General features: G+C 37.8%; 22 protein-coding genes and 2 rRNA genes. 10 read left to right on the top strand and 14 right to left on the bottom strand.

The window, feature by feature from the left end; translation table 11 throughout:
- Positions 1-13 precede the first annotated feature (13 nt).
- Positions 14-2,038 (top strand): urocanate hydratase, encoded by a 2,025-nt coding sequence (locus B7C41_RS19405; RefSeq protein WP_085300632.1) that lies wholly within the window; start codon positions 14-16, stop codon positions 2,036-2,038.
- A 291-nt stretch (positions 2,039-2,329) separates the two neighbouring features.
- On the opposite strand, the gene B7C41_RS19400 is transcribed toward B7C41_RS19405, so the two are convergent.
- Entirely contained in the window at positions 2,330-4,705 is a 2,376-nt protein-coding gene (locus tag B7C41_RS19400; protein WP_085300631.1) for a TonB-dependent receptor, read from the bottom strand.
- Positions 4,706-5,598: 893 nt separating this feature from the next.
- On the opposite strand from B7C41_RS19400, the gene B7C41_RS19395 reads away from it, so the two are divergent.
- The 3 genes from B7C41_RS19395 to B7C41_RS19385 all read left to right on the top strand — a co-directional run bounded on the left by B7C41_RS19395 (position 5,599) and on the right by B7C41_RS19385 (position 7,929).
- Positions 5,599-6,303: a helix-turn-helix domain-containing protein gene (locus B7C41_RS19395; protein WP_085300630.1), complete on the top strand. Its 705-nt coding sequence runs from the start codon at positions 5,599-5,601 to the stop codon at positions 6,301-6,303.
- Between the two features lie 145 nt (positions 6,304-6,448).
- A complete protein-coding gene (locus B7C41_RS19390) occupies positions 6,449-7,435 on the top strand; it encodes an SPFH domain-containing protein (protein WP_085300629.1) in 987 nt (328 codons plus the stop codon).
- 23 nt (positions 7,436-7,458) lie between these two features.
- Positions 7,459-7,929, top strand: a complete 471-nt coding sequence (locus B7C41_RS19385) for an NfeD family protein (RefSeq protein WP_085300628.1) — start codon at positions 7,459-7,461, stop codon at positions 7,927-7,929.
- A 102-nt stretch (positions 7,930-8,031) separates the two neighbouring features.
- On the opposite strand, the gene B7C41_RS19380 is transcribed toward B7C41_RS19385, so the two are convergent.
- The 4 genes from B7C41_RS19380 to B7C41_RS19365 all read right to left on the bottom strand — a co-directional run bounded on the left by B7C41_RS19380 (position 8,032) and on the right by B7C41_RS19365 (position 10,758).
- Complete coding sequence (locus B7C41_RS19380) at positions 8,032-8,355, bottom strand: hypothetical protein (protein WP_085300627.1); 324 nt, start codon at positions 8,353-8,355, stop codon at positions 8,032-8,034.
- Between the two features lie 68 nt (positions 8,356-8,423).
- A complete protein-coding gene (locus B7C41_RS19375; protein ID WP_085300626.1) occupies positions 8,424-9,266 on the bottom strand; it encodes a Rossmann-fold NAD(P)-binding domain-containing protein in 843 nt (280 codons plus the stop codon).
- A 43-nt stretch (positions 9,267-9,309) separates the two neighbouring features.
- The gene (locus tag B7C41_RS19370; RefSeq protein ID WP_085300625.1) at positions 9,310-9,786 is read right to left on the bottom strand and encodes a nuclear transport factor 2 family protein; all 477 of its coding nucleotides are present in this window, start codon (positions 9,784-9,786) and stop codon (positions 9,310-9,312) included.
- A 66-nt stretch (positions 9,787-9,852) separates the two neighbouring features.
- Positions 9,853-10,758 carry a bifunctional GNAT family N-acetyltransferase/hotdog fold thioesterase gene (locus tag B7C41_RS19365; RefSeq protein WP_085300624.1) on the bottom strand — a complete coding sequence of 302 codons (906 nt, stop codon included), beginning with the start codon at positions 10,756-10,758 and terminating at the stop codon, positions 9,853-9,855.
- Positions 10,759-10,848: 90 nt separating this feature from the next.
- On the opposite strand from B7C41_RS19365, the gene B7C41_RS19360 reads away from it, so the two are divergent.
- Positions 10,849-11,616, top strand: coding sequence for a spermidine synthase (locus tag B7C41_RS19360; RefSeq protein ID WP_085300623.1), 768 nt, complete (start codon positions 10,849-10,851; stop codon positions 11,614-11,616).
- Between the two features lie 13 nt (positions 11,617-11,629).
- On the opposite strand, the gene dtd is transcribed toward B7C41_RS19360, so the two are convergent.
- From dtd to typA, 6 genes are all read right to left on the bottom strand, one after another.
- Positions 11,630-12,067: a D-aminoacyl-tRNA deacylase gene (gene dtd / locus B7C41_RS19355; RefSeq protein ID WP_085300622.1), complete on the bottom strand. Its 438-nt coding sequence runs from the start codon at positions 12,065-12,067 to the stop codon at positions 11,630-11,632.
- Positions 12,064-13,041 carry a prolyl aminopeptidase gene (gene pip / locus B7C41_RS19350; RefSeq protein ID WP_085300621.1) on the bottom strand — a complete coding sequence of 326 codons (978 nt, stop codon included), beginning with the start codon at positions 13,039-13,041 and terminating at the stop codon, positions 12,064-12,066. Before pip ends, dtd begins: the two co-directional genes overlap by 4 nt.
- An 84-nt stretch (positions 13,042-13,125) precedes the next feature.
- Positions 13,126-13,992 (bottom strand): virulence factor BrkB family protein, encoded by an 867-nt coding sequence (locus tag B7C41_RS19345; RefSeq protein ID WP_085300620.1) that lies wholly within the window; start codon positions 13,990-13,992, stop codon positions 13,126-13,128.
- A gap of 145 nt (positions 13,993-14,137) precedes the next feature.
- Positions 14,138-14,296: a hypothetical protein gene (locus tag B7C41_RS20210; protein ID WP_158089166.1), complete on the bottom strand. Its 159-nt coding sequence runs from the start codon at positions 14,294-14,296 to the stop codon at positions 14,138-14,140.
- Between the two features lie 42 nt (positions 14,297-14,338).
- On the bottom strand, positions 14,339-14,521 hold the full coding sequence (locus tag B7C41_RS19340; protein ID WP_085300619.1) for a hypothetical protein: 183 nt from the start codon (positions 14,519-14,521) through the stop codon (positions 14,339-14,341).
- A 324-nt stretch (positions 14,522-14,845) separates the two neighbouring features.
- Positions 14,846-16,663, bottom strand: a complete 1,818-nt coding sequence (gene typA / locus B7C41_RS19335) for a translational GTPase TypA (RefSeq protein ID WP_085300618.1) — start codon at positions 16,661-16,663, stop codon at positions 14,846-14,848.
- 345 nt (positions 16,664-17,008) lie between these two features.
- On the opposite strand from typA, the gene glnA reads away from it, so the two are divergent.
- The 5 genes from glnA to B7C41_RS19310 all read left to right on the top strand — a co-directional run bounded on the left by glnA (position 17,009) and on the right by B7C41_RS19310 (position 23,385).
- Positions 17,009-18,415 (top strand): glutamate--ammonia ligase, encoded by a 1,407-nt coding sequence (gene glnA, locus B7C41_RS19330; protein ID WP_085300617.1) that lies wholly within the window; start codon positions 17,009-17,011, stop codon positions 18,413-18,415.
- Positions 18,416-18,528: 113 nt separating this feature from the next.
- A complete protein-coding gene (locus B7C41_RS19325; RefSeq protein WP_085300616.1) occupies positions 18,529-19,056 on the top strand; it encodes a DUF4124 domain-containing protein in 528 nt (175 codons plus the stop codon).
- 70 nt (positions 19,057-19,126) lie between these two features.
- Complete coding sequence (gene glnL, locus B7C41_RS19320; protein ID WP_328590815.1) at positions 19,127-20,221, top strand: nitrogen regulation protein NR(II); 1,095 nt, start codon at positions 19,127-19,129, stop codon at positions 20,219-20,221.
- Positions 20,218-21,618 carry a nitrogen regulation protein NR(I) gene (glnG, locus tag B7C41_RS19315; protein WP_085300615.1) on the top strand — a complete coding sequence of 467 codons (1,401 nt, stop codon included), beginning with the start codon at positions 20,218-20,220 and terminating at the stop codon, positions 21,616-21,618. Before glnL ends, glnG begins: the two co-directional genes overlap by 4 nt.
- Positions 21,619-21,954: 336 nt before the next feature.
- Positions 21,955-23,385, top strand: a complete 1,431-nt coding sequence (locus B7C41_RS19310) for a hypothetical protein (protein ID WP_143764500.1) — start codon at positions 21,955-21,957, stop codon at positions 23,383-23,385.
- A 115-nt stretch (positions 23,386-23,500) separates the two neighbouring features.
- On the opposite strand, the gene epmA is transcribed toward B7C41_RS19310, so the two are convergent.
- The 3 genes from epmA to rrf (B7C41_RS19295) all read right to left on the bottom strand — a co-directional run bounded on the left by epmA (position 23,501) and on the right by rrf (B7C41_RS19295) (position 24,919).
- On the bottom strand, positions 23,501-24,478 hold the full coding sequence (gene epmA, locus B7C41_RS19305) for an elongation factor P--(R)-beta-lysine ligase (RefSeq protein ID WP_085300613.1): 978 nt from the start codon (positions 24,476-24,478) through the stop codon (positions 23,501-23,503).
- Positions 24,479-24,581: 103 nt separating this feature from the next.
- Positions 24,582-24,696 (bottom strand): 5S ribosomal RNA (gene rrf / locus B7C41_RS19300).
- Positions 24,697-24,804: 108 nt separating this feature from the next.
- Positions 24,805-24,919: ribosomal RNA gene (gene rrf, locus B7C41_RS19295) — 5S ribosomal RNA — on the bottom strand.
- Between the last annotated feature and the right edge of the window lie 105 nt (positions 24,920-25,024).

The following is a 25,024-nucleotide window of genomic DNA, read 5'->3' as shown; positions in this document are numbered from 1 at the left end:
GAGAGTTTTTATTATGGAAGCAACAATGAATTTCCAAGATATGATTATGCAAGGTATCCCAACAAAATTACCAGCAGCTAAGCCTTACCCTGCTGATGCTAACCGCGCACCTAAACGTAAAGATATTCTTAGCGTAGAAGAAAAGCAGTTGGCAATAAGAAATGCTTTACGTTATTTTCCAAGAGAGTGGCATCAAGAACTAGCAACTGAATTCGCGCAAGAGTTAAAAGACTTTGGCCGTATTTACATGTATCGCTTTAAGCCAAGCTATCATTTGCAAGCACGTTCTATTACTGATTACCCAGCAAAATGTGAGCAGGCAGCTGCCATCATGCTAATGGTCGAAAACAACTTAGACCCTGCTGTAGCACAGCATCCAGAAGAGCTAATTACTTACGGTGGCAATGGGGCTGTATTCCAAAACTGGGCACAATACTTATTAGCCATGAAGTATTTAAGTGAAATGGAAAGTGATCAAACCTTACATTTATACTCTGGCCACCCAATGGGCTTGTTCCCTTCATCGGTAGATGCACCACGTGTAGTTGTGACTAACGGTATGATGATACCTAACTACTCTCAGCCTGATGACTGGGAAAAGTTTAACGCCTTAGGTGTTACCCAATATGGCCAAATGACTGCTGGCTCATTTATGTATATCGGTCCTCAAGGCATTGTACATGGTACAACGATTACCGTGATGAATGCATTTCGCAAGGTACTGAATAAAGGTAAGAGCAAAGGCGAAAACCCACAAGGTAAAATATTCCTTACTGCCGGTTTAGGCGGTATGAGTGGTGCTCAGCCAAAAGCAGGTAACATTGCGAACTGTGTAACGGTTTGTGCTGAAGTTAACGCAAATGCTGCCACTAAGCGCCATCAGCAAGGTTGGGTTGATGAGCTAATTGATAACATGGATGACTTAGTTGCACGTGTTAAATCAGCACAAGCTAATGATGAAGTCGTATCAATTGCTTATATTGGCAATATTGTTGATGTATGGGAAAACTTCTATGAGCAAGAAATTTATGTACATTTAGGCTCAGACCAAACCTCATTGCATAATCCATGGTCAGGCGGTTATTACCCTGTAGATATTAGCTACGAAGAATCAAATCGATTGATCCGTGAAGAGCCAGAAGTATTCAAAGAGAAAGTACAATCAACTTTAAAGCGTCATGCTGCAGCTGTTAATAAACACACAGCGCGTGGTACTTACTTCTTCGATTACGGCAATGCTTTTCTACTTGAAGCATCACGTGCTGGCGGCGATGTCATGGCAGAAAATGGCATTGACTTTAAATACCCATCATACGTGCAAGATATCTTAGGCCCTATGTGTTTTGACTATGGTTTTGGTCCATTCCGCTGGGTTTGTGCTTCAGGTAAACCAGAAGATTTAGATAAAACTGATGCCATTGCTGCAAGTGTACTGAAAAAAATCATGGCTGATTCACCTGAAGAAATTCAGCAGCAAATGCAAGACAACATCACTTGGATTGAAGACGCGAAACAAAACAAGCTAGTGGTTGGCTCACAAGCACGTATTCTTTATGCTGATGCACAAGGCCGTATGGAAATTGCTAAAGCCTTTAATGATGCTATTAACAACGGCGAAATTGGCCCAGTAGTACTTGGTCGTGATCATCACGATGTTAGTGGTACAGATTCACCATTTCGCGAAACATCAAACATATATGACGGTAGCCGTTTTACCGCCGATATGGCGATTCACAATGTTATAGGTGACAGCTTCCGTGGCGCAACTTGGGTTTCAATCCACAATGGTGGTGGCGTTGGCTGGGGTGAAGTGACTAACGGTGGTTTTGGTATGTTGCTTGACGGCTCAGCAGCTGCAGAACGTCGCTTAAAATCAATGTTATTGTTTGATGTTAACAATGGTATTGCACGTCGTAGTTGGGCACGTAATGAAGAAGCTAATTTCGCTATTAAACGCGAAATGGCGCGTACACCTAAGCTTAAAGTGACCTTAGCCAACTTAGTTGAAGATGATATTTTAGATAACTTATCACTGTAAGTTGCTAATGCTTTAACTAGCGCTAAAAGCTCTTACTCTATGATAAAAAAGCCGACATTTGTCGGCTTTTTTATGTACAGAACTTTCTAAGAGATCTTCTCTTTCAAGGCATTAGACCATCCCTGCATGTTGGAGCCAACAGCATTACCGATAACTCTTTACGAACGAAAATGAAAAACATGTTTGTTCTCAGCTATTAGAGGTTTCTCTACCATGCTTTTTATGGATGGTCTGGTGCAATTAAAAAGGAACCTGATAAAAGGCTCCTTTGCTTTGAAGGTTAATGACTACTTAGAAGAATGTATAATCTAAACGAACAGTTAAATTACGTTCTGGCAAGTACTCGATATACTGTTGTGCAGTGCTTGTCGCGCTACGACTACGTGCATTTTTGTACTTAACATCTTCAGTGTCAAACAAGTTATTGATGTGAAGACTTAATTGTACAGAGTCAGAAACTTCAACACGGCCAGATAAGTTAAATACTTGATAAGCATCGACTTCATCGCTAGGAAGTGTTTTAAAGTGTGTCTTATAGGCACCATATGCTGTCATATCAATACGAATATAGGCTTGTTTACCAAAAGCTTCTATCGATTTATCAAAAGCAAGATAAGCGTTGTAATCGGGAACCATAGTCATATCGTCGCCTTTCTTACCACTAATAGCGTCATTATCTTCTGTTAGTTCTGACTTGGTATAAGAAGCATTAAATACCATTGAGATATCGTTTGTTAACTGAGCTGTTGATTCAAACTCCAAGCCTCTTGAAACAGCTTCACCGCCATTGGCTGTGTAACTAAATCCGCAAGTGTCCATATAAATATCGGTTTTAATATCTGTCCAGTCAATTTGGTAAGCGGCAGCAGCAAATGTAAAGTTACCGTCAAATACAGAGCCTTTGAAACCCACTTCATAGTTATCGATTTTATCACTGGTATAACGGTCTTTCTTATCACCAGCTTTAGGGTCGTTAACACATGACTGTGCTAATGGGCCATTGTTACCACCAGGGCGATAACCTTCAGAATATAAGAAGTAAGTAGAGAAGTTATCACTTGGACGATAAGAGGCACTGAACTTCAAACGATTACCGCTTTCTTTACCACTTGTAATCACATTGTCTTCAGACCAAATACCAGCAGAGGTTGTGTGGCTATAATCTTCAAGGTCATAACGGCGAATACCGGCATTCAACTCAATTTCCCCCATGTCGCCTGCATCAATTGTATATGATGCATCAGCAAAAAAGGATAGCTCTTTTTCCCATGCAATTACACGTGCTGAATTCCAGTTACGGTTAGCGTCGTTAAACTCTTCAATACCTGTCGCTGTTGCATCTACACCCCACCAATAGTTGGCTAAAGCAGAAACTTGATCACCACCCTCATGATATTGCCACTGTACGTTAGGGTTTTTAGGCTCAGTAGTTTTGTCGTAAAACATACCAACAGTCCAGCTAATTGGACTGTTTACGTCTAGGTTTTGAAAACGTAGTTCATGCGTTGTTCGCTCTTCAAAATCATCATTTATGATCCAAGTACGGAACATGTCGTTTGCATCAAGACGAGACCAGTTATCTAGTCCTCCTTCTTCATACTCGCGATACGAACCAACATAGCTCACTGAGGCTATATCAAATAAGTTGTCGTATTCAAAAGCTAAAGAGAACAAGTCTGTTTGCTCATTATACGTACCGTCGATTAGGTCATAAACAGTATATTTATCTTTAACATTTCTATCTAAAATATTTTCTCCACCTAACAAACAGGCTGGACGCTCAAGGTTAGCATCACAGTCAATCCAGTTTTCACTCACATCATATCCGTATGGGGCATCTGCATCTGGCGTTAATACAGCCTCATAGTATCCTCCTGGTTTAGAACGATCACCTAAAGTAGTACCTTCTGAATCATACTCTTCACGAACATAACCAAAAGTAAAACGCATATCGTCAGCAGGTTCCCATAATAATTGTGTGCGAATAAAGTTACCGTCAGATTCACTTTGGTTACCTGTATACGCATTCACCATAGGTCGCTTGTTATTGTATAAATTACCATTTACACGCAACGCCAAGGTATCGTCTACTAGTGGCAAGTTGATACCTAAAGACATATTAGAATCGTATCCCGCAACACTCTTTTCAGCTTTCCCTTGCATTGAGCCAAATAATTCAAATTCATTCATTACTGGCTTTTTAGTAATAACACGAATCGTACCGCCAATAGCATTTGATCCATACAATGTCCCCTGTGGCCCCCTAAGTACCTCAACACGCTCAACATCCGAAAGGTTGGTAAATTCAAAAGGTACGCCATCAGTGAATGTTGCAGTTGTACCAGGTACAGAACTGTTACCTCCACTCAGGCCTCTTAGAATCAACTCTCCACGAGGCGCTGCTGCACCAGCTAATGTACGATAAAGATCTTGTGAATCAATATAGTTTCTATCAACAATTTCCATGGCTGAAATACTTGAAATAGCCATAGGTACTTCAATAATACTTTCTTCTTTTTTACGAGCAGTAACCATTATACGCTCTACTTGCTCTTCTTCTGCATTACTTGCACTTTCTTCAGCGATTGTTTGTGCAGAGCTTAATGCTGTAATAACTCCGCAGCACACTAGACTGGTTTTCATTAAGTTAGATAACTTTTTAGACATGACGATATCCCTTCAATTTTTATTATTGTAATGATCAAGCTTGCTGATATAGCTACGCTTGAATTAATAGGTGCAACTTTGCATCGTTCTCTTTGCAATTTTGATTGTTCTATAAAAAGACAAAAGGCAGAAAACGTTGTGGAATAAGTTGCGCTCTTACCATTAGGAGTTAATCACGAGGAATTTAGCCAAACAATAGCTCAATTAAAGAACAGCTTAGCTAAGTCTATATTTTTAATCATAAAAAGTGATTTTTTATAAGTTTTAGCGAATTATTTACCTTTGCACATAACGTTAACAGCTGTAGTTGAACTAAAGTAAAGTTAACAATTGTCTTTTTCTAAAAAGTAAATATTTATTCGAATAACCTCAAAAGTAAAAAATATGTAACCAAATGTAACACAAAAGTTAATAACATTACCTTTGGTATCCATTAACGATTTACAACAATAGTAAATTAATTTTTACCTAAGCTGATATTTTCAAATGAAAAAATATTTTTTAACGGTAAGGAAGCCTGCTGACATTTCAAAAAATAAAAACATTAAATGCTATGTTATAAATAAGCTGATTATGAGTAATATCAACATCTGCATGCAAAAAATCACACGGCTAAATATTTGAGTTGCTCAAAAAAATAATATTACGGCTCTAACAACAGATACTACCAATAGAGAAAAAAAAATATTCACATGGAATAGTCTGTACTCTATTGAAGGTTAATTTAGCTGATTTTTCTAGTTAAAGTTAATTAGCGATATCATCACAACTAATTGAAAGCATTAGCCTGTCACAACAATGACGCTATAATGACGTAAGGTATTTCTCGCTTTTTTCTAACCTCAATTGCATATTTGCTGGCGAAACGAAAATGACATTTTTAGGAGTATTCATTGCAAAGCCTCAGTACTAATTTATCCTCTGAAAGGGTAAAACACTTCCGTAAAGACAATGGTTGGTCGCAAGAATTATTAGCTAAAGCTTCTGGCCTAAGCTTACGAACCATTCAACGCGCAGAAAAAGATGGCAATAGTTCAGCGGAAACTCAGTTAGCACTAGCGGCAGCATTTAATATTTCTCCAAAAGAGTTATTCCCTGTTTCATCAACCCTAGATGTAAATTGGAAGAGGAAAAATATTATGCAGAGTTTTTTAGCGTTACTGGTGGTAACAGGTGTCGTTACAATGCTAGCGATACTTGCCGGAGGAATCTCGCAATTTATAGACGTTCAAAGTTTATTGTTTGTGCTGTTATTTATGTATGCAGCCACAGTGATCGCTTTTGGCTCCACTGGATTGTTGAAGTCATTCAAAGGGCTTAGCTACTTGTTTGCCAGTGACATTTCACCAACGCCGGCAACAGAGTTTTTATCCGTCATATTTAAAAGACAAATATACTTTATTTATGGTGCAGCACTTATTGGCTTGCTCATCGGTAGTATTGCAATTCATACCAATGTTGATGAGGCTATTATATTCCACCGAGCTTATGCCGTTAACCTAGTCGTATTACTCTATGCCGCAATCATCGCTGAAGGCTTATTAAGACCACTCGCTGCTAAATTAGAGCATAGGGAGTTAGCTAATAAATTTGACTAAGTACCTTAGCTCATTAAATTTTTCCTTAAACCAGCAAGTTTGACATAATATGTCAAACTTGCTACTTTGTTTTTACTAGAAATTACTCAAGGTTAGTTTTCAATAGCTCACTTTAGTATTTCAATAAAATCAAAAAGGAACAAAAATGGAAGCATTTGCCCCTCTTATCTCTAGTCCATGGTTATGGATCACCATCGTCGTTTTATACACGCTTAAAAAAGGCATCTATTTTGTTCCGCAAAACAGAGGCTATGTTATTTATACGCTAGGTAAATATGACAAAACTCTTTCAGCGGGATTAAACTTTATTATTCCTTTCGTTCAATCTGTTGCGGCAGATAGAAACTTAAAAGAGCAATCTTTAGATATTTCATCGCAAATGGCTATCACCAAAGACAATATAACACTGGCGCTTGATGGCATATTATTTATGAAGGTGACCGATGCTGCAGCAGCAACCAATAACATTACCGACTATAAATTGTCAGTAACACAATTGGCCATGACCACAATGCGTAATGCTATTGGTTCAATGGAACTTGATGAGTGTTTCCAGTCTAGAGATATCATTAATGCCACTATACTATCGGCGATGACAGAAGCTACCGCACCTTGGGGCGTTATGGTGACACGCTATGAAATAAGAGATATTAGTCCGCCACAAAGTATCCGTGAAGATATGGAAAAGCAAATGACCGCAGAGCGTGAAAAGCGTTCAGTGATTTTGACTGCAGAAGGTGTGAAAACAGCGTCAATCACCGAAGCGGAAGGTTTAAAAGCTGCTCGCGTGCTAGACGCTGAAGCATCAAAAGCCGAACAAGTATTAAACGCTGAAGCTGACAAAGAAAAGCAAATATTAGAAGCTGCAGGTAAATCTGAAGCTATCCGACTAGTCGCAAATGCTGAAGCAGCAGCTTTATCTACAATTGGTGACGCTGCAATTACTCAAAGTGGTAAAGCCGCAGTAACATTAACACTGGCACAAGATACAATTGCTGCTCATCAAGCTATTGCTGCACAAAGTACCGTGGTACTAACTGACGGTAAAACTGGCGAAAATATTGCCAATACTGTTGCTCAAGCAATTGCGGTATCTAGCTCTTTAAAGCTACCAACAAATGATGCACCTTAACGTTAATTCTAAAGGATAACCTCATGGATATTATTAGTTACCTCAATGAAAATCATGCCCATTTATTCTACCTAATGGCAGGTATAAGCTTTGTTATTGAACTTACCATTCTTGGCTTAAGTGGACCTTTATTATTCTTTGCTCTTGCAAGTGTATTAACAGGCATCCTGATTAGACTAAATATACTGTCGGGCTGGGAAAGCGAATGTTTTACCGTAGGGTTGTTATCAGGGATAATCGCTTGGGTGCTATGGAAGCCAATGAAACGTTTCCAAAACTCAGGTGGTGGCGCTGATACGAGCAGTGATATGATTGGTAAAAAAGTGCCTAGCTCAAATGAAATAACACATGAAAAAGGCAGCATTCGCTTTTCAGGGATCGACTGGAGCGCTAGGTTATCAAGCGATTGCCACGAAACGAGCTTAGCAGCGAATAGCTCGTGCATCATCACAGGCGTTAACGGTAATATTATGCTAGTAAAGCCAGCGCCTTAAAGAGTACCGTTTGCTGTATCTGTGCTTATTCATTATTAACCCTAGTTTACTAGAACAAAAACCGACAATTATGTCGGTTTTTTTACGGGTGTGGTCATAAATTTATATCAGTAAAAAACCTATCGATAAGACTAAAACGAGTGAACATACCAACCAAAACTTATCGGTTATTCTTACTTTTTTATCACTATCTATTTGTCTTAGTTTACTAATCGCTAAATAAAATCCTGTTGCTAGTAAGGCAATAAGAAAATGTACCTGAATGGTTAACGGCTCACTATTTTCCTGCCAAAGAAATACTGGCCCCTTATAATTTACATAAAATAGATTTAACAAAGACACATGTGCCCACAGCGCTAAAAACAACAAAGCCATTTTATATTGGTAAATCACTTTTAGCGTTTTTATGATGACATTATTTGCCATAGTATATTAACCTTAAATTATTACTGTCTAATAATGCTATTACGACGAAAAGTGCAACTCATACCCAATTATAGTGTTGTTGCCCACTGTAGCAAATCATCATATACATATTGATAATTCAAGTCATTCCGCAATTTATCACCAACAACTTGCTTCCCTATACGACTAACCTGTACTTGTTCAAAGCAAGGTTTAGCCAACCCCATAGCCTGGGCTGTTTGTTGATAGTATTCCTGACGACTTGTTTTAGTAGCACTAACAACATTGTAAACTTTTGAGGGTATATTCGCTTTATCTGCGATGAGTATTTTAATAATGTTAACCACATCAGCTTGATGCACTAAATTCACTTGTGCACTCGCATTTTTAAACAAACGATCTGACTGTAAAAATTTACCCGGATGGCGATTAGGCCCCACTAACCCCGCCAAACGTAAAATGTAAACTTTCTTCGAAAACGCCTGTACAGCTTGCTCTGCAGCGACTAGTGTTGCAACTTTTTCAGCATCTAAATTCAGTGTGTTACTTTCACCAATATCTCCAAGTAGCCCATTATAAATGGCTGTAGTATTTAACAAAATAACTTTCTGTGTTTTCCCTAGTTCAGCGAGCTTAACTAATTGCTGAATTTTCAAAGGATAATCTAACCGCCCTCTCTTTAGTTGTGGCGGAATAGCGATCACTAACACATCATGCTGAAATAATGCTTTGCTAGCATCAGCTATATCAAAGCTATCATGGCTATCAAAAAAAATTGGTAATACTAGCTTAGTCGCTGGTATATTTAAGTCGTTAAGGTTCTCTAACGTTGATTGAGACTGATAGCTAGCAAGTACTTCAATATTTTCTCTCAATAATGCCGACGCAAGTGCTTGTCCTAACCAACCACAACCGATAATACTAACACTCATAAACCAAGTTTCTCCATAATATAATAATGACTTATCAACAAAATCAGTTAACCTTTTCAGCTTTGTTAACGCGATAGGCCTTCACTGACTCGACTACGTTCTGCGCAATAGCGTTAGGAATTGGAATAGATAAATTATATTGTAGTATCTTCCAACCTTGCTCAGTATTAATCATCACACCGCTGCCACGGCAACGGCCATAATTTTTGTTTTCTAATAATTCATCAAAAAATATAATATTTTCTGCTTGGGCTGCGCTAACATGACGCTGAACAGGGTGATATAACCAACCGTGTCCTTGGCTAAAATAAGGTTTTACAAAACTCGAAAATTGCTCTTTAGTCCAACGTTCACCACTATCGGTGCCCATATATACAGCATCATCAGCTAATAATGCCATATACTGCTCATAATTAGCATCTGCGGCGGCTTGGTGAAAGCGATTTAATACTTGCTCAGCATCTTCGTTTGCTAAAGAGAATAGACTCACAAGCAATAAACCTAACACAACTCTATACATAACAAGCTCTCTGCCTTATCTGAATGTAATACCATAATAGCCGATTTTTTTGCCTCGTGGCAGCACTTAAACTAGCTTGTCAGTTTTTAAAACTGCCACAAAAGAGCCAGTAAAAATAGCAACCGTTTTATCTCCACAGCCAATTTTCACTTCAATAGTAAAGCGAGCATTTTTGCCCAAAGCCAGCGCATCACCACTCCCTGAAACTAAGGCATGAGACGTTTTTGCATATGCAACGCCTGCCAGTGGTGCAAGATAGCGAATACTACCTTCTGCTAAAACAATATCAGCCTTCTGCTGATATTGCTGCAATGCAAAGTATACCCAGCCCCAACCAGTTAGTGTCGCAAGAGTGTAAATGCTGCCCGCAAACATAGTATTGTGTAAATTTTTATTAAATATAGGCTCACAATTTGTCACTAGTTGCTGTTGATCAAAATAACAAATATTAATATTCATTGCTTTACTCAACGGGATCGTTCGATGCCAAATACCTTGCAGGTGTTGTGTTTTTTCTACTAAGTTACTACTAGCACTAGTCAGTTCTTTACACATTTTGGTATGGTGTACCACATCATAGAGCGTATGTGAAAAGCCTTGCTCTTGATAGCCTAACTGTAGATAAAAGCCAACGACATTTTCCCTTGCTTTGAGCTCTATTTGAGTAACGCCTACTTGCCGAGCAACTTTTTCAAACTCTTCTAAGAGTAACTTACCCAAGCCTTTTCCTTGTGCATTATCTGCAATCGCCATAAAGCGTACTTGCGCACTATTCTGCGCTGTTTTATGTAAGCGACCAACACCGACAACATTATCCATATCATCCAAGATCACTCGATGATATGATTGTGATTCGAATTCATCTTTTTCACTACCTTTAGGCTGCTGCCAAGGGCTTCGTAATATTTTCCAGCGAAGTTGATAATAAGCATTTAATTCAGTTTGATTTTTTGGCGCCCTACATTTGTACATTATTTTTACCAAACGGGTTAGTTAATGAGATACTTAACGAACAATAAACATCCAAAGTTAAGCTATTAATTTCAGGATAATAAAAAGCACGTGAAAATATCTCAAAATATTAGTCAATATAAACTAGTGTACCTCAGTAATGATGACAGCCAAATATCCATTCTTGAAAATAAATATTATCGTTGGTTAATGTTTGATGATGTTATTCAAAGTATTATGCATTTAAGGCAGCCTAAAAAGCTAACCTTGCCACATCAATACGCTGCGTTAATGCCACTATTATTTTTTAAACCAAAACAGGTGATAGAACTAGGTCTAGGTGGTGGTAACATCAGTCGATTTTTAACTGCATTAAATTCAGATATTGAAGTTGTTAGCGTTGAACTTTCTAGTCAAGTTATTCGTTGCTTTGATGATTTCTTTAACCCATCGCAACGTAATACTTCTATCGAAAATGAAGCAGCACTTACGTGGTTACAGAACAAAGAACGTGTTGAAAGAAAATCTGCAGACTGGTTAATTTGTGATGTATACCAACACCATGCTGACAGCTTTCAAAATAGAGTAAAGTTATTGACCGCTTTAGTCGATAATTTGGCAGAAGATGGCTGCTTAACCATTAACTTACCAGATCTCGATGATCATGAAATTAATCTATGTTTAACGATATTGAAGCAACTACAGGATTCACACCAAATCATTTATTTTCATATTCCACGTTACCTCAATATCGTTATCCACCTTTTACCAAACCATTGGCTTATCAGTAACCCTAAAAAACGTTCAAAAGCTACGTTTCTACCTGCATGGCAGTATCAACGGTGGCGTAAGTTATTTTCTCAACATATTAAGGCATAGTATAAAGTTTATATCAGCACTGTAAGTTAATCGTCACAGGGCCATCATTTAGCAATCTAACTTGCATATCAGCACCAAAAACCCCTGTGGGTACTGCAAAGTCTAATTGACGCAGCCGCTGACAAAAATGTAGGTATAATGCTTTACTTAATTCAGGACGAGCAGCACTAGTAAAACTTGGACGCAGCCCTTTTGATGTATTTGCAGCGAGAGTAAACTGAGAAACAACGAGTATCTCGCCCTTTATTTGCCTCACGTTTAAATTCATTTTACCACTATCATCTTCAAAAATACGGTAGCCTGCAACTCGTTCAGCAAGACGTTTAGCTTTTTCTTTATTATCTTCAGGTTCAATAGCAAGCAAAACCAGTAAACCCTGATCTATTTCACCTACAACGTTATTATCAACACTAACACTCGCCTCAGAGACTCTCTGTAACAATGCAATCATTTACCCATATTTCCTTGCTCTGTAATAAAGTTAGCCATAGTATCCGCTGCTTTGCAAAAACCATCAATCGTTTGTGATTCAAAACCGCCATGCCCAGCCTTTGGCAGGATTTGTAATTGAGCATTAGGCCAGAGTTGCACAAGTTGATGAGCATGGATTAACTGACAAACCATATCATATCGACCATGTAATATAATGGCAGGTATATCAGAAATAACGGCCAAGTTATTTAATATAAAGTTTTCTTCAATAAAGCAATGGTTAACAAAGTAGTGGCTAGAGATCTTCGCCATGCATAGTGCTTGGTGTGCATCGTCAACATGCCTAATGTCAATGTGATGATGCTCGATAGTAGATAGCCGTAACTCCCATAAGCACCAAGCTTTACTTGCGGCAATAGCGGCAATTTCATTACTACCCGTCAATACCTCATAATACTCCTGTAGTAATTTTTTATGGTTTACCCCTGAAATATGCTGATTAAACTCTTGGTAATATTCAGGAAAAAAACAGGCCGCGCCAGTATTATGATAAAGCCACCGGTATTCAGAGTCATTCCCGAGAAAAACTCCCCTCAAAATAAAGCCTAGCACTGCTTTAGGGTATTTAATACCGTAGAGCATTGCTAAGGTAGTACCCCAAGATCCTCCAGCCACTAACCAATACCCAATATCCAAACGTAGGCGAATATTCTCAATGTCTTCAACTAAGTCAGCACTCGTATTATTATCGATGCTGGGAGAAGGTCGAGAGCGACCACAACCTCGCTGATCGATAAGGATAATACGATATTTTTCAGGGTCAAAATAACGACGATGATGCTCACTACAACCGCCACCAGGACCGCCATGAAGATATATAACGGCAATGCCATCAGGGTTGCCTGACTGTTCAATGTATAACTGATGACCACCTCGAACATCTAACCATTCTTTTTGGTATGCGGAAATTTTGGGGAAAAGCACTCTAGACATGTATTTCTCCTCGAAGGGAATAGCTTCAGTTTAGGTACTAGAACAGTAAATAGCGATGCTCACATAATATTAAAATTCAGCCTATTACCGATTAGCTTCTTTTTTACTTTTGATATCAAAGTCTTCTAGTGAAACGGTAAATAATGCGCCAACAAGCACCACTAGCCAACTTAAATATACCCATAAAAATAAAATTGGGATACTTGATAGTGCCCCATAAATAACTTGATAAGATGGTAACTGGATAATATAGATAGCAAATGCTTTTTTTGCGATTTCAAATAATACAGCAGCTAGTGCCGCGCCTGCAAAGGCAAACTTAACGGGGATAATTTTGTTTGGCACCACCATATACAAAATAAAAAATGCAGCAATTGAGGCAAATAAAGGCAAGGCACGAACCAATATATTGGTAATACCTAGAAAGTCATAATCACCAAGAGACACTAAAGAAAAAATATAAGAAGTCATCACTAAGCTACTGCCGACAAGAACAGGCCCCAGTGTTAGCACCATCCAATACATTGAGAAAGAAGTCATTACTTGCCGCTTTTCATTTACTCGCCATAATTTATTCAAACATTTATCGATTGCAGAAATGAGCAACATAGCAAGAACAAATAGTGCTGTGATTGCTACGGTTGACATTTTTGATGTATTACTGACGAAGCCCGTTATGTATTCACGAACGACATCCCCTGATGCAGGGATAAAGTTCTGATAAACAAAATTTTCAATCAATTCTCTAATTTCAGAAAAAATAGGAAAAGCAGTCATCATAGATAACATCACTACCATTAACGGCACTAATGACATTAGCGTTACATACGATAGGTAACCTGCTGTGACGTGAATGTGCTCTTTTTTTAAATTATTCAGAAATAAAGATAAAAAACTTAGTCCTCTATTTACATAATGGTGCTGTTTCATTTCTTCTAACTTAGGGTGCATAATCGTCACTATTAATTACAATTACTAATATATTAAGATAATGCAGGAAGGAACGGTAGTGCATTGTCAAAATATCATTATTTATAAATGATTTTATACATGAATATTATTGGAATTTTATTTAGGGAAGAGAAAAAAGGAGCAGCTATAACGGTAGCGTGTCAAACCGCGCATTCAAATTATCAGATGATGCACTAACTTCTGCTAACAATTCTGATAATTGTTTCATTTGTTTTGGGCCAGCCAAACCACTTTCAAATAGTTGACCTAGTTGCTGTAAATTCTTCAGTTGCTCAGGTGACATTAAAAGTTCCTTCTTCTTTACTTATTAGCAATAGCATTCATTTCAACCTACAGTACATTTTCCTACTCGTGGGAAAATCACCATATTACTACTTTTTTTATCGCGGCCATCATTAATAAACTCATCATATAACTCATCAAGTTCACGTTTTTCTAATAGTTGTGCATTATTGGCAACAGCCTTTTCAAATAAACGGTTTAGCCTTACAAGTTTACTCGGTTCCATGTATTTTACCTTTCTCAGTATTGTAAAGTACTGAAGCTATAATTATAGGTACCTATAACTATAGCAGCAGAGCTTAATTCTAAAAGGTAGATAAAAATGGATTTAAAATAAATATTGAATAGTTGACAGATGACTTTCCATCTAAACTTCTAACATACTGTTTTTAATTAATAATTAATAATCTTGATGAATTAGCTATGCTTATAGCTGATAGTATTTTGAGACATGTCTTACATTTATAATCTTTGCATTGTGGATAAAAAAGCATAAAAAAACCACTTGAGGTACCCCAAGTGGTTTTTTAAATCAGTAATTTACTAAAGTCTATTTAGCAGAGCGACCTTCACGTTTACGGTCAGATTCTTTTAAGAATTTCTTACGTATACGAATACTTTCAGGTGTTACTTCAACCAATTCATCGTTATCAATAAACTCAAGAGCTTGCTCAAGAGACATAAGAATAGGTGGCGTTAATGTTTGCGCTTCATCAGTACCTGATGAACGAACGTTAGTTAACTGCTTGCCTTTAAGAGCGTTTACCGTTAAATCGTTATCACGGCTATGAATACCAATAACTTGACCTTCATAAATATCAATACCGTGACCGATCAACATACGACCACGAGACTGTAAGTTGAATATCGCGTTAGTTAATGCTTTACCTGTTGCATTGGCAATCATTACACCATTTTTACGTTGGCCGATATCGCCACCTTTATGAGGACCGTATTCAAAGAATGTATGGTAAATCAAACCAGAGCCAGAAGTTAATGTCATAAATTCAGTTTGGAAACCGATTAAACCACGACTTGGCATGATGAAGTCCATACGAATACGACCAGTACCATCTGGTGCCATATCAGTTAATTCTGCTTTACGAACACCCATCTTCTCCATGATAGGACCTTGATGTTGTTCTTCAACATCGATAGTTACTGTTTCGTATGGTTCGTGTAATACACCATCAATTTCACGTTCAATTACTTCAGGACGTGATACTGCGATTTCGTAACCTTCACGACGCATGTTTTCAATTAAGATGCCTAAATGTAATTCACCACGACCAGATACTTTAAACTTATCAGGATCATCTAGTTGTTCAACGCGTAAAGCAACGTTATGTACAAGTTCTTTTTCTAAACGATCTTTAATGTTACGTGAAGTAACATACTTGCCTTCTTTACCACAAAATGGTGAAGTATTAACTTGGAAAGTCATGTTAATAGTAGGTTCATCGATAGATAGCGCTGGTAAACCTTCAACTTCTGTTGGACAACAAATAGTATCTGAGATTTTCAATTCGCCTAAACCAGTGATTGCAATAATATCACCAGCAAAACCTTCTGCAATGTCATGACGCTCTAAACCTAAGTAACCAAAAACTTTACCTACTTTAGCATTGTGTACACCACCGTTTGCTAATTGTATTGTTACTTGTTGGTTAGGCTTAACGCTACCACGCATGATACGACCAACACCGATTACGCCTAAGTATGAGCTATAATCAAGTTGAGAAATTTGCATTTGAAATGCCCCTTCAGGGTCTGCTTGTGGTGCAGGAACTTCTGAAAGAATTGTTTCAAACAATGGTGTCATGTCTGAACCAGTTTCGCCTTCTTCAAGTGATGCCCAGCCATTGATTGCTGAAGCGTAAACCACTTTAAAGTCTAGCTGTTCGTCAGTTGCGCCTAAGTTGTCAAATAATTCGAAAACTTGATCCATAACCCAATCAGGACGAGAACCAGGCTTATCAACTTTATTGATAACAACAATTGGCTTTAAACCTTGAGCGAACGCTTTTTGTGTCACAAAGCGAGTTTGCGGCATTGGACCTTCTTGCGCATCAACAATTAGTAGTACAGAATCTACCATTGACATTACACGCTCAACTTCACCACCAAAATCAGCATGGCCAGGAGTATCTACGATGTTTACACGGTAGTCCTTGTAGTTAATTGCCGTGTTCTTAGCTAAAATAGTAATACCACGTTCTTTCTCGATATCGTTCGAGTCCATCGTGCGTTCTTCAAGACCGCCTCGAGCATCAAGCGTACCTGACTGTTCTAATAACTTGTCAACCAAGGTTGTTTTACCATGGTCAACGTGGGCGATGATTGCGACATTACGTAATTTATCTAGCACTGGCTTTACTCACTTTTCTTTAAAGACTTTTTCATTAAAAGAATATAGGACTACAATTGGGCGCGTATTGTACAGTAGAAGTATGGATAAAGACACTGTATTAAAAATATAGCTTAAATTAATAATAACAAAGCATTTTCCTCTTGATATACTTCAATGGCCAAATTAGAGCATGCGCACCACAATACAGCAATAGCTGCACCATATTGGTGCAGTGTCATTAGTTAAAAATCATTAAAAGCATATATTTCAATGACTTTATCCTTGGCACAATATTCGCTTATGCATAGACAATACAAAATTAATTTTTTGAAAATTTAAGATTTCACTACCTGGAGACTTTCAATGTCAAACGCAGTTTTAGATTTAATTAAAGAACATGACGTCAAGTTTGTTGATTTACGCTTTACCGACTCTAAAGGTAAAGAACAACACGTTTCAATTCCTCACCACCAAGTAAACGACGACTTTTTTGAAGATGGTAAAATGTTTGATGGCTCTTCAATTGAAGGTTGGAAAGGCATTAACGAATCAGACATGGTAATGATGCCTGATGCTGAATCTGCGGTATTAGACCCGTTTACTGAAGCTGTAACATTGAACATTCGTTGTGATATTGTTGAACCTGCGACAATGCAAGGTTATAGCCGTGACCCTCGTTCAGTAGCTAAACGCGCTGAAGACTACATGCGTAGTACAGGTATTGCTGATACCGTATTAATTGGTCCTGAGCCAGAATTCTTTGTTTTTGATGACGTACGTTTTCATACGGACATGAGTGGCTCATTCTACAAAATTGATGACAAAGAAGCTGCTTGGAATTCTGGTACAGAATACGAAGAAGGCAACATGGGACATCGTCCTGGCGTAAAAGGTGGTTACTTCCCAACAGCACCGGTAGATTCATCACAAGATTTACGTTCAGCTATGTGTTTAGTAATGGAAGAAATGGGCTTAGTCGTTGAAGCACATCACCATGAAGTAGCAACAGCAGGACAAAACGAAATTGCTTGTCGTTTTAATACTATGGTTAAAAAGGCTGATGAAGTACAAATTTACAAATACGTTGTTCATAACGTTGCCCATGCATATGGCAAAACAGCAACTTTTATGCCGAAACCACTTGTAGGTGATAACGGCACTGGTATGCACGTTCATCAATCACTAGCTAAGGACGGTGTTAACTTATTTTCTGGCGACAAGTACGGCGGATTATCTGAAATGGCGCTTTACTATGTTGGTGGTATCATCAAACATGCTAAAGCACTAAATGCTTTCACAAATGCTTCAACCAATTCTTACAAACGTCTTGTTCCAGGTTTTGAAGCTCCGGTAATGCTTGCTTACTCAGCACGTAATCGTTCTGCATCAATTCGTATTCCAATTGTGCCTAGCCCTAAAGCAATGCGTATCGAAGTTCGTTTCCCTGATCCAACAATGAACCCTTACTTAGGTTTTACAGCAATGTTAATGGCTGGCCTTGACGGTATCAAAAACAAGATCCACCCTGGCGATGCTATGGATAAAGATCTATACGACCTTCCTGCAGAAGAAGCAGCAGCTATTCCACAAGTTGCTTCATCTTTTGAAGAAGCACTTGATGCTTTAGAAAATGACATGGACTTCTTAACTGAAGGTGGCGTTATGGATAAAGATATGATCAACGCGTATATCGGTTTGAAGCGTGACGAAGTTGAATTATTAAACTCAACGACTCACCCAATTGAATTTGATATGTACTACAGCGTATAACAAATTCAGCTAGCTAGTTGTGCAAAAAGCTCACTTAGGTGAGCTTTTTTTGTGGCGAAGAAAGTAATATGTACATAGATTAGAAGGAGGCCTTTTGCACAGGAGCTTTACTATTGAATAATTTAATACGCCTATCGATATTTTTTTTATTGCTCGCACTTACCATACCCTCATTTTCAAACTCAAACAAAATCTATGTCTGGCGTGATAAACAAGGAATGCTAGTATACTCCGACACGGCGATAAATGGTGCTGAAGAAGTTGAAATAAAAACATCTAGCATGGTCAAATATTCAATAGACACTTCAGTTTTGGATATCACGCCAAAAATTATCAATGAAAATTACGTTGTAAATATTACCCAACCGATAAGCAATAGCACTGTGCGCAACAATACAGGCTCAGTTTATATTTCGGCTAATATAAGTCCTGTATTTAAGCCTAAGCATAAACTCCAATTATATTTAAATGATGAACTATATAAACAACCTCAAAGACATTTGATGTTTATGCTGCGAAATATAGACCGAGGCGAACATAAAATAAAAATAACTTTGATTAGCGATAAAGGCAAGGTTATTGCAACATCTTCTCCTGTAACGTTTTATATGCATAGAGTCTCTGTTAACAAGGCAAACTAGCAGTATTTAAGTGCATATTGCACCATAATTATTTACACTCGTTACTTAACGCACTAATTTGGTGCAAAGGATGATGATGTCAAATACTATGGTAGATTTACAGCAACTAAAAGCTCACTATCAGCAAGCATTACCCAATCAAATGGTGACAGCTGTAGTGGTATTAGACCAGAGCCTTGCCATTTGTTATGTCAATCCCGCAGCAGAAGCTTTATTAGTAAAAAGTTTAAGTAAACTATACCAACTTCCTATCGAACAAGTATTTTACAACACACCAATTAATAGCAATCGCTTACAACAGTTGCTTACCACGGGTCAGGAATTTAGCGATAGTGATGTAACAATAGAGTTTTTTGATCATCGAAAAATCACCGTTGAAATTACCGCCTCTTCCGTCACCTTTGAAAACCAGCCACATATATTATTGGAATTCAAACAAATTGATCAACAAAAACAAATCAGCGCAGAAGCATTTCAACAACAACAGTGGGAATCTGCTCGAGATTTGATCCGCGGTTTAGCTCATGAAATTAAAAATCCCCTTGGCGGCTTGCGCGGTGCAGCGCAATTATTAGATTTAGAGCTCAATATTGAACAAAAAGAATATACTGCCATGATCATTGAACAAGCAGACAGGTTAACCAACTTAGTCGACCGCTTGTTAGGACCTAATCAGTTGCCAGTAATGAAATTGCAAAATATTCATATCGTAATTGAAAAAATATTCCAACTAACAAAATTTGATAATCCTAAAAATATTGTACTTGAACGAGACTATGACCCCTCAATACCCGAATTGATATTTGATCAAGACAAGCTCCAACAAACTATTATCAACATTGTTAATAACGCCATTCAAGTATTGGGTAGTGATAACAAGATAACACTAAGAACACGAGCAGCCAGTAATAAAACGATTAATGGCAAACGTATAAAGTTATGTGCAGAGATCAACATTATTGATGATGGTCCGGGGATTCCTGAACATATTCAAAGTACACTTTTTTACCCTATGGTTTCAGGTAGAGCATCAGGCACAGGTTTAGGGCTATCTATTTGTCAAACCATTGTTCATCAACACAACGGAAAGCTTTCATGTAAAAGCCGCCCCGGACACACCGAATTCACAATTTTATTACCTTTTAACAGCGAGATAAATTCATGATCACAGAACAAGTCTGGATAGTTGATGACGATAGCTCTATTCGCTGGGTGCTAGAGAAAGCATTATCAAATGCCAATATAAGTGTTGGAACATTTCATGATCCTCAAGATCTACTCATTGCCCTAGAACATAACCAACCCGAAGTTATTATTTCGGATATTCGGATGCCAAATATTGACGGTATGACTTTATTAAGCCAAATCAACCAACAGTTCGAGCATATTCCCGTCATCATCATGACCGCGCACTCAGATCTTGATAGCGCAGTTAACGCATACCAAGGGGGTGCATTTGAGTATTTGCCGAAACCATTTGATATTGATGATGCTATTAGCCTCACTAACAGAGCACTAACGCACGCACGTGAATTGAAATCTAAAAAGCAACTTAATGTCCCTTTCGCAGAAAATGTCGGTATTATCGGTGCAGCTCCATCAATGCAGGAAGTGTTCCGCGCCATTGGACGACTTTCTCGTTCAAGCATTAGCGTTTTAATTAATGGCGAATCGGGTACAGGTAAAGAACTAGTCGCACATGCTTTACATATGCATAGTCCACGTTCTTCAGCCCCATTTATACCACTTAATATGGCCGCAATTCCCAAAGACCTTATTGAATCAGAACTATTTGGCCACGAAAAAGGCGCATTCACGGGTGCTAATGCGGTAAGACATGGCCGGTTTGAACAAGCGCACGAAGGAACATTATTTTTAGATGAGATTGGCGATATGCCACTTGATATTCAAACTCGGTTATTACGTGTATTGGCTGATGGTCAATTCTATAGAGTAGGTGGACATTCACCAATCAAGGTTGATGTCAGAATTCTTGCGGCTACCCATCAAAACCTAGAAGAACGGGTTGATAGCGGTGAATTTCGTGAAGACTTGTTTCATCGCTTAAATGTCATCAGAATACATATTCCAAGCCTTCGAGAGCGTAAAGAGGATATTGCACAGCTTGCTTCACACTTTTTAAAACAAGCAGCAAACGAGCTTTCGGTTGAAAGTAAAACACTACATAAATCTGCATTGACCTATCTAGAGCAGTGTGAATGGCCAGGTAACGTCAGACAGTTAGAAAATATTTGTCGTTTTCTTACAGTCATGGCCAGTGGTAAAGAAGTGCTGCTTGATGACTTACCTAGCGAACTTACTGATAAGCCAGTAGTAACCACAACTACTGATAGTAGTTGGCAAGAAACCCTAAAGTTATGGGTCGATAGTGAGCTGCTACAAGGAAACAGCAATATTATCGACAAAGCATTACCAGAATTCGAGAAAGTATTACTTAGTTGTGCCTTACAACATACTCAAGGACATAAGCAAGAAGCAGCAAAACGTCTAGGCTGGGGACGAAACACCCTGACTAGAAAGTTAAAAGAACTCGACATGTAGAGTCGCCAACTTAAATAACGTTAATTGCTTTTGACTACTAAAACGCTTAAATTGCTATGCCAGTATTTTTTGTACTTTCAATTAATTAAGCACAATTTAAACGATCTATATAAAGAATAAACATTACTTTTAATACAAGTATATAAAATTTTATACGACCGTTTTGTATATAGAAAGAGTGGTTCTATCATAGGTAAAAGTAATATCAGCTTAGATATAGATTACTTGAAGGCAACGTCAAATCTTACAAACTTTTCGAGAAAATACAGAAAGCAACATTAGTCGCTATAAACTTTTAAGTTACAAATAGCGGTTTAGCAATTAAAAGGACTTATTGTGAATAAAAATATCGTAAAAATATTTATTTTGGCTCAGATACTCACACTATCATCTAACACTTTTGCCAATCAAACAGTACAAGGCCTCCCCCCGATACTTGATTACATTCCTAATTGTACATATCAAGTCATAGAAAAACTCATGGTTAAAACGGATACAAGAAATCCAAAATCAGAAAGCATAGTAAATGAATTGTTAACCAAACTTCAAAATAAAGCAGCTGAAATTGGCGCGGATGCATTGATTTTAGTTGATAAAAAAATAGAAATTAAGAAAGCATATACTCGGGCGCAAAATGGTAAGCGACACTATACGTATCGTATTAGGTACGTTGCAGAGTCAATAAAGCAATGTAAAGATAAAAATTTAACAGACCGAAAACTTGCGCGCTTTAACCATCAAGGACAAAGAACCGTAGCCATGGCAGGTGCAACATTAAAACTCGAAAAAAAATTCACCTTTATTAATAAATCTAAAACAAGTCGTCCAAAAATCACTGACAATGAAGTATCGCTCAGCAACGGTGTTTATGGTGCCAAGCTAGGTGAGGAATACGAAAGCGTCATCGATAAATTTGGTGTACCAAGTGTGCAACTTTCATTGCTAGAAGATGAACTAATTATCGGTTACGGTCGAGGCCATTGGTTTCATTTTCAAGCGAATAAACTTGTAAAAATACAAAGTAGTAATGACTTTTTATCACAAAGCATCATCAATCAGGTTCCCTTATTAGAGTTTTTTGACGATGCAAGCTGGAAAATTAATAATACAGTTGCTAGAAAAATGCTTTTAGATGATGTTAAATCGGCTTTAAATGTCGACAGAGGATTAAATGATAAAAATCAATTAACCTTTAATCGCGATGACGGAATAATGATGTTGAATTTTATTCATAGCATAAATCATCATAATAAAGAAGAGTCCTATGTGCTAAAGGGATTCATTCTACAGACAGATAATTACAAAAAAGGTAACATTCAGCCGTTTAACCAGCAACTCAAACAATTTAACACTATAAGCCAAGCGTATAAAAATTTGGCGCTAGAAGAAGACATAGATTTACCAGAGTTTAAAAATAGCCTAGGGGATCCCGTCGGCAGAATAATTTTATCTAAAAGCTTAACATTAGAGATTTATAATCCTAACTTATTAGTGACACTAAAAAACAACGAACTTGCTTCAATTCATTTAACTGATGGCGTTTTTTCCAATAAACTCAACATTATCCCCGTATCAAACAATTGGTATTTAGACCATTTTAATAATGGAGAATCTCTTGATCAAACTAGAATGTTTTTCCCTGAAAATGCCTTTGAAATGCATAGCAAAGTAGAATTACAATCGGACAAGTACACCTTATACCTATTTTTTGATGAAAATAGCGAAGCTAATGCTTTATATGAAGCTGAGATAAAGCTGTGGTTCTAGTTAATTTTCGGCTGATTACTTTATTAATATTGGAAAACATAAGCACTTAACTATAAGCTATCGTTTTCACATAATTTATAAAAAATGATACCGTAGTAGGAAGTAAATATACCTACTACGCATTTTCAATATTAAAGCTAATGACGCTGTCTATATGATTTTTTTCTAATGCTAACATCAGTAATCTATCGATACCGAGTGCTACACCAGAGCATGGTGGTAATCCATGGGCGAGAGCCGATAAGAAATTTTTGTCGATCATACGTTTGTCTTTACCTAATTCTCCTCTAAATCTATTATCCTGTTCAAAACGAGATTTTTGTTGATTCGCATCAGTTAGTTCATTGAAGCCATTGGCTAACTCAATTCCTTTAAAATAGCATTCGAATCGCTCTGCAACACGTTCGTCTTCCGAACTTATGTTTGCCAATGACGCTTGGCTAGCTGGAAAATTATAAACAAAACAAGGAAACTCTTTACCTATTACCGGCTCTATTATCTCTGACATCACGAATTGCAATAACGTATCGATATTATCTTCTTTCACTAGCCAATCACTTAACATATTACGCACTGCTAACAATGCCAAAAGCTCACTTTTAGTGGTAAGCAACGGATCTATCGCGACTTCACGTATAAACAGTTCTTGATAGCTAATTTTATCGATCTTATCACAATTTAATATCTCGGCTAATAAGTCTGCAACTTCATCCATTAATTGAAAGTGATCAAAACCAAGCCGATACCATTCAAGCATGGTAAACTCCGGATTGTGAAAACGCCCATGCTGCTCATGGCGAAAGGCCTTACATATTTGGTAGCAACAACCGTAACCACTGGCTAACAGCCGTTTCATGGCGAATTCAGGTGATGTTTGTGCATATAGTGGTACTGACTGTTCAATATCACTGTCAGCAGAATAATTGAAATGAGTAACGAAAGGTTCTAAATGTACATCCGTAACCGTCGCATTCGACAGTAAAGGTGTATCAACTTCAATAACATCACGTGTATTAAAGAAGCTTCTAATTTTGGCAATTATCTGTGCACGTTGTTTAGCGTGCTGCCAATTCAGACTAGGTTGCCATGCCATTGATGCAGTTACCTTATAAAAGAGATTGGAAGTTTAACGCTACTGTAAACGAAAAAAGCCCTTGTCAAAAGACAAGGGCTTACTTATACCTTTAAAAAAGGGAGTCTGATAATGTCCTACTCTCACATGGGAACTCCCACACTACCATCGGCGCTAACACATTTCACTACTGAGTTCGGAATGGGATCAGGTGGGACTATGTCGCTATTATCATCAGACAAAAAAACGTTATGAATTAAGTAACTTTGAATTTATATCAAATTATTTAAGTCATAAGGTTTTGACAAAAAGCCCGTCACATCAGCAACGGGCTTTTCTTAATAGAAGCCTAGCAATGTCCTACTCTCACATGGGAACTCCCACACTACCATCGGCGCTAACACATTTCACTACTGAGTTCGGAATGGGATCAGGTGGGACTATGTCGCTATTGTCGCTAGACAAAAAAGTTAATCTAGAAAGCATTTATAAATACGTTAGTGTCTTATTCAATTCTTTATGTACGTGTCACTCTTGCGAGTGTTGTCAAACTTACCTACAAAACCA

Origin of the sequence: Cognaticolwellia mytili (assembly GCF_002104475.1) — a bacterium.
GTDB lineage: Bacteria > Pseudomonadota > Gammaproteobacteria > Enterobacterales > Alteromonadaceae > Cognaticolwellia > Cognaticolwellia mytili.
Note: the sequence above shows the minus strand (reverse complement) of the source record. Positions and strands in the feature narration are given on the sequence as shown.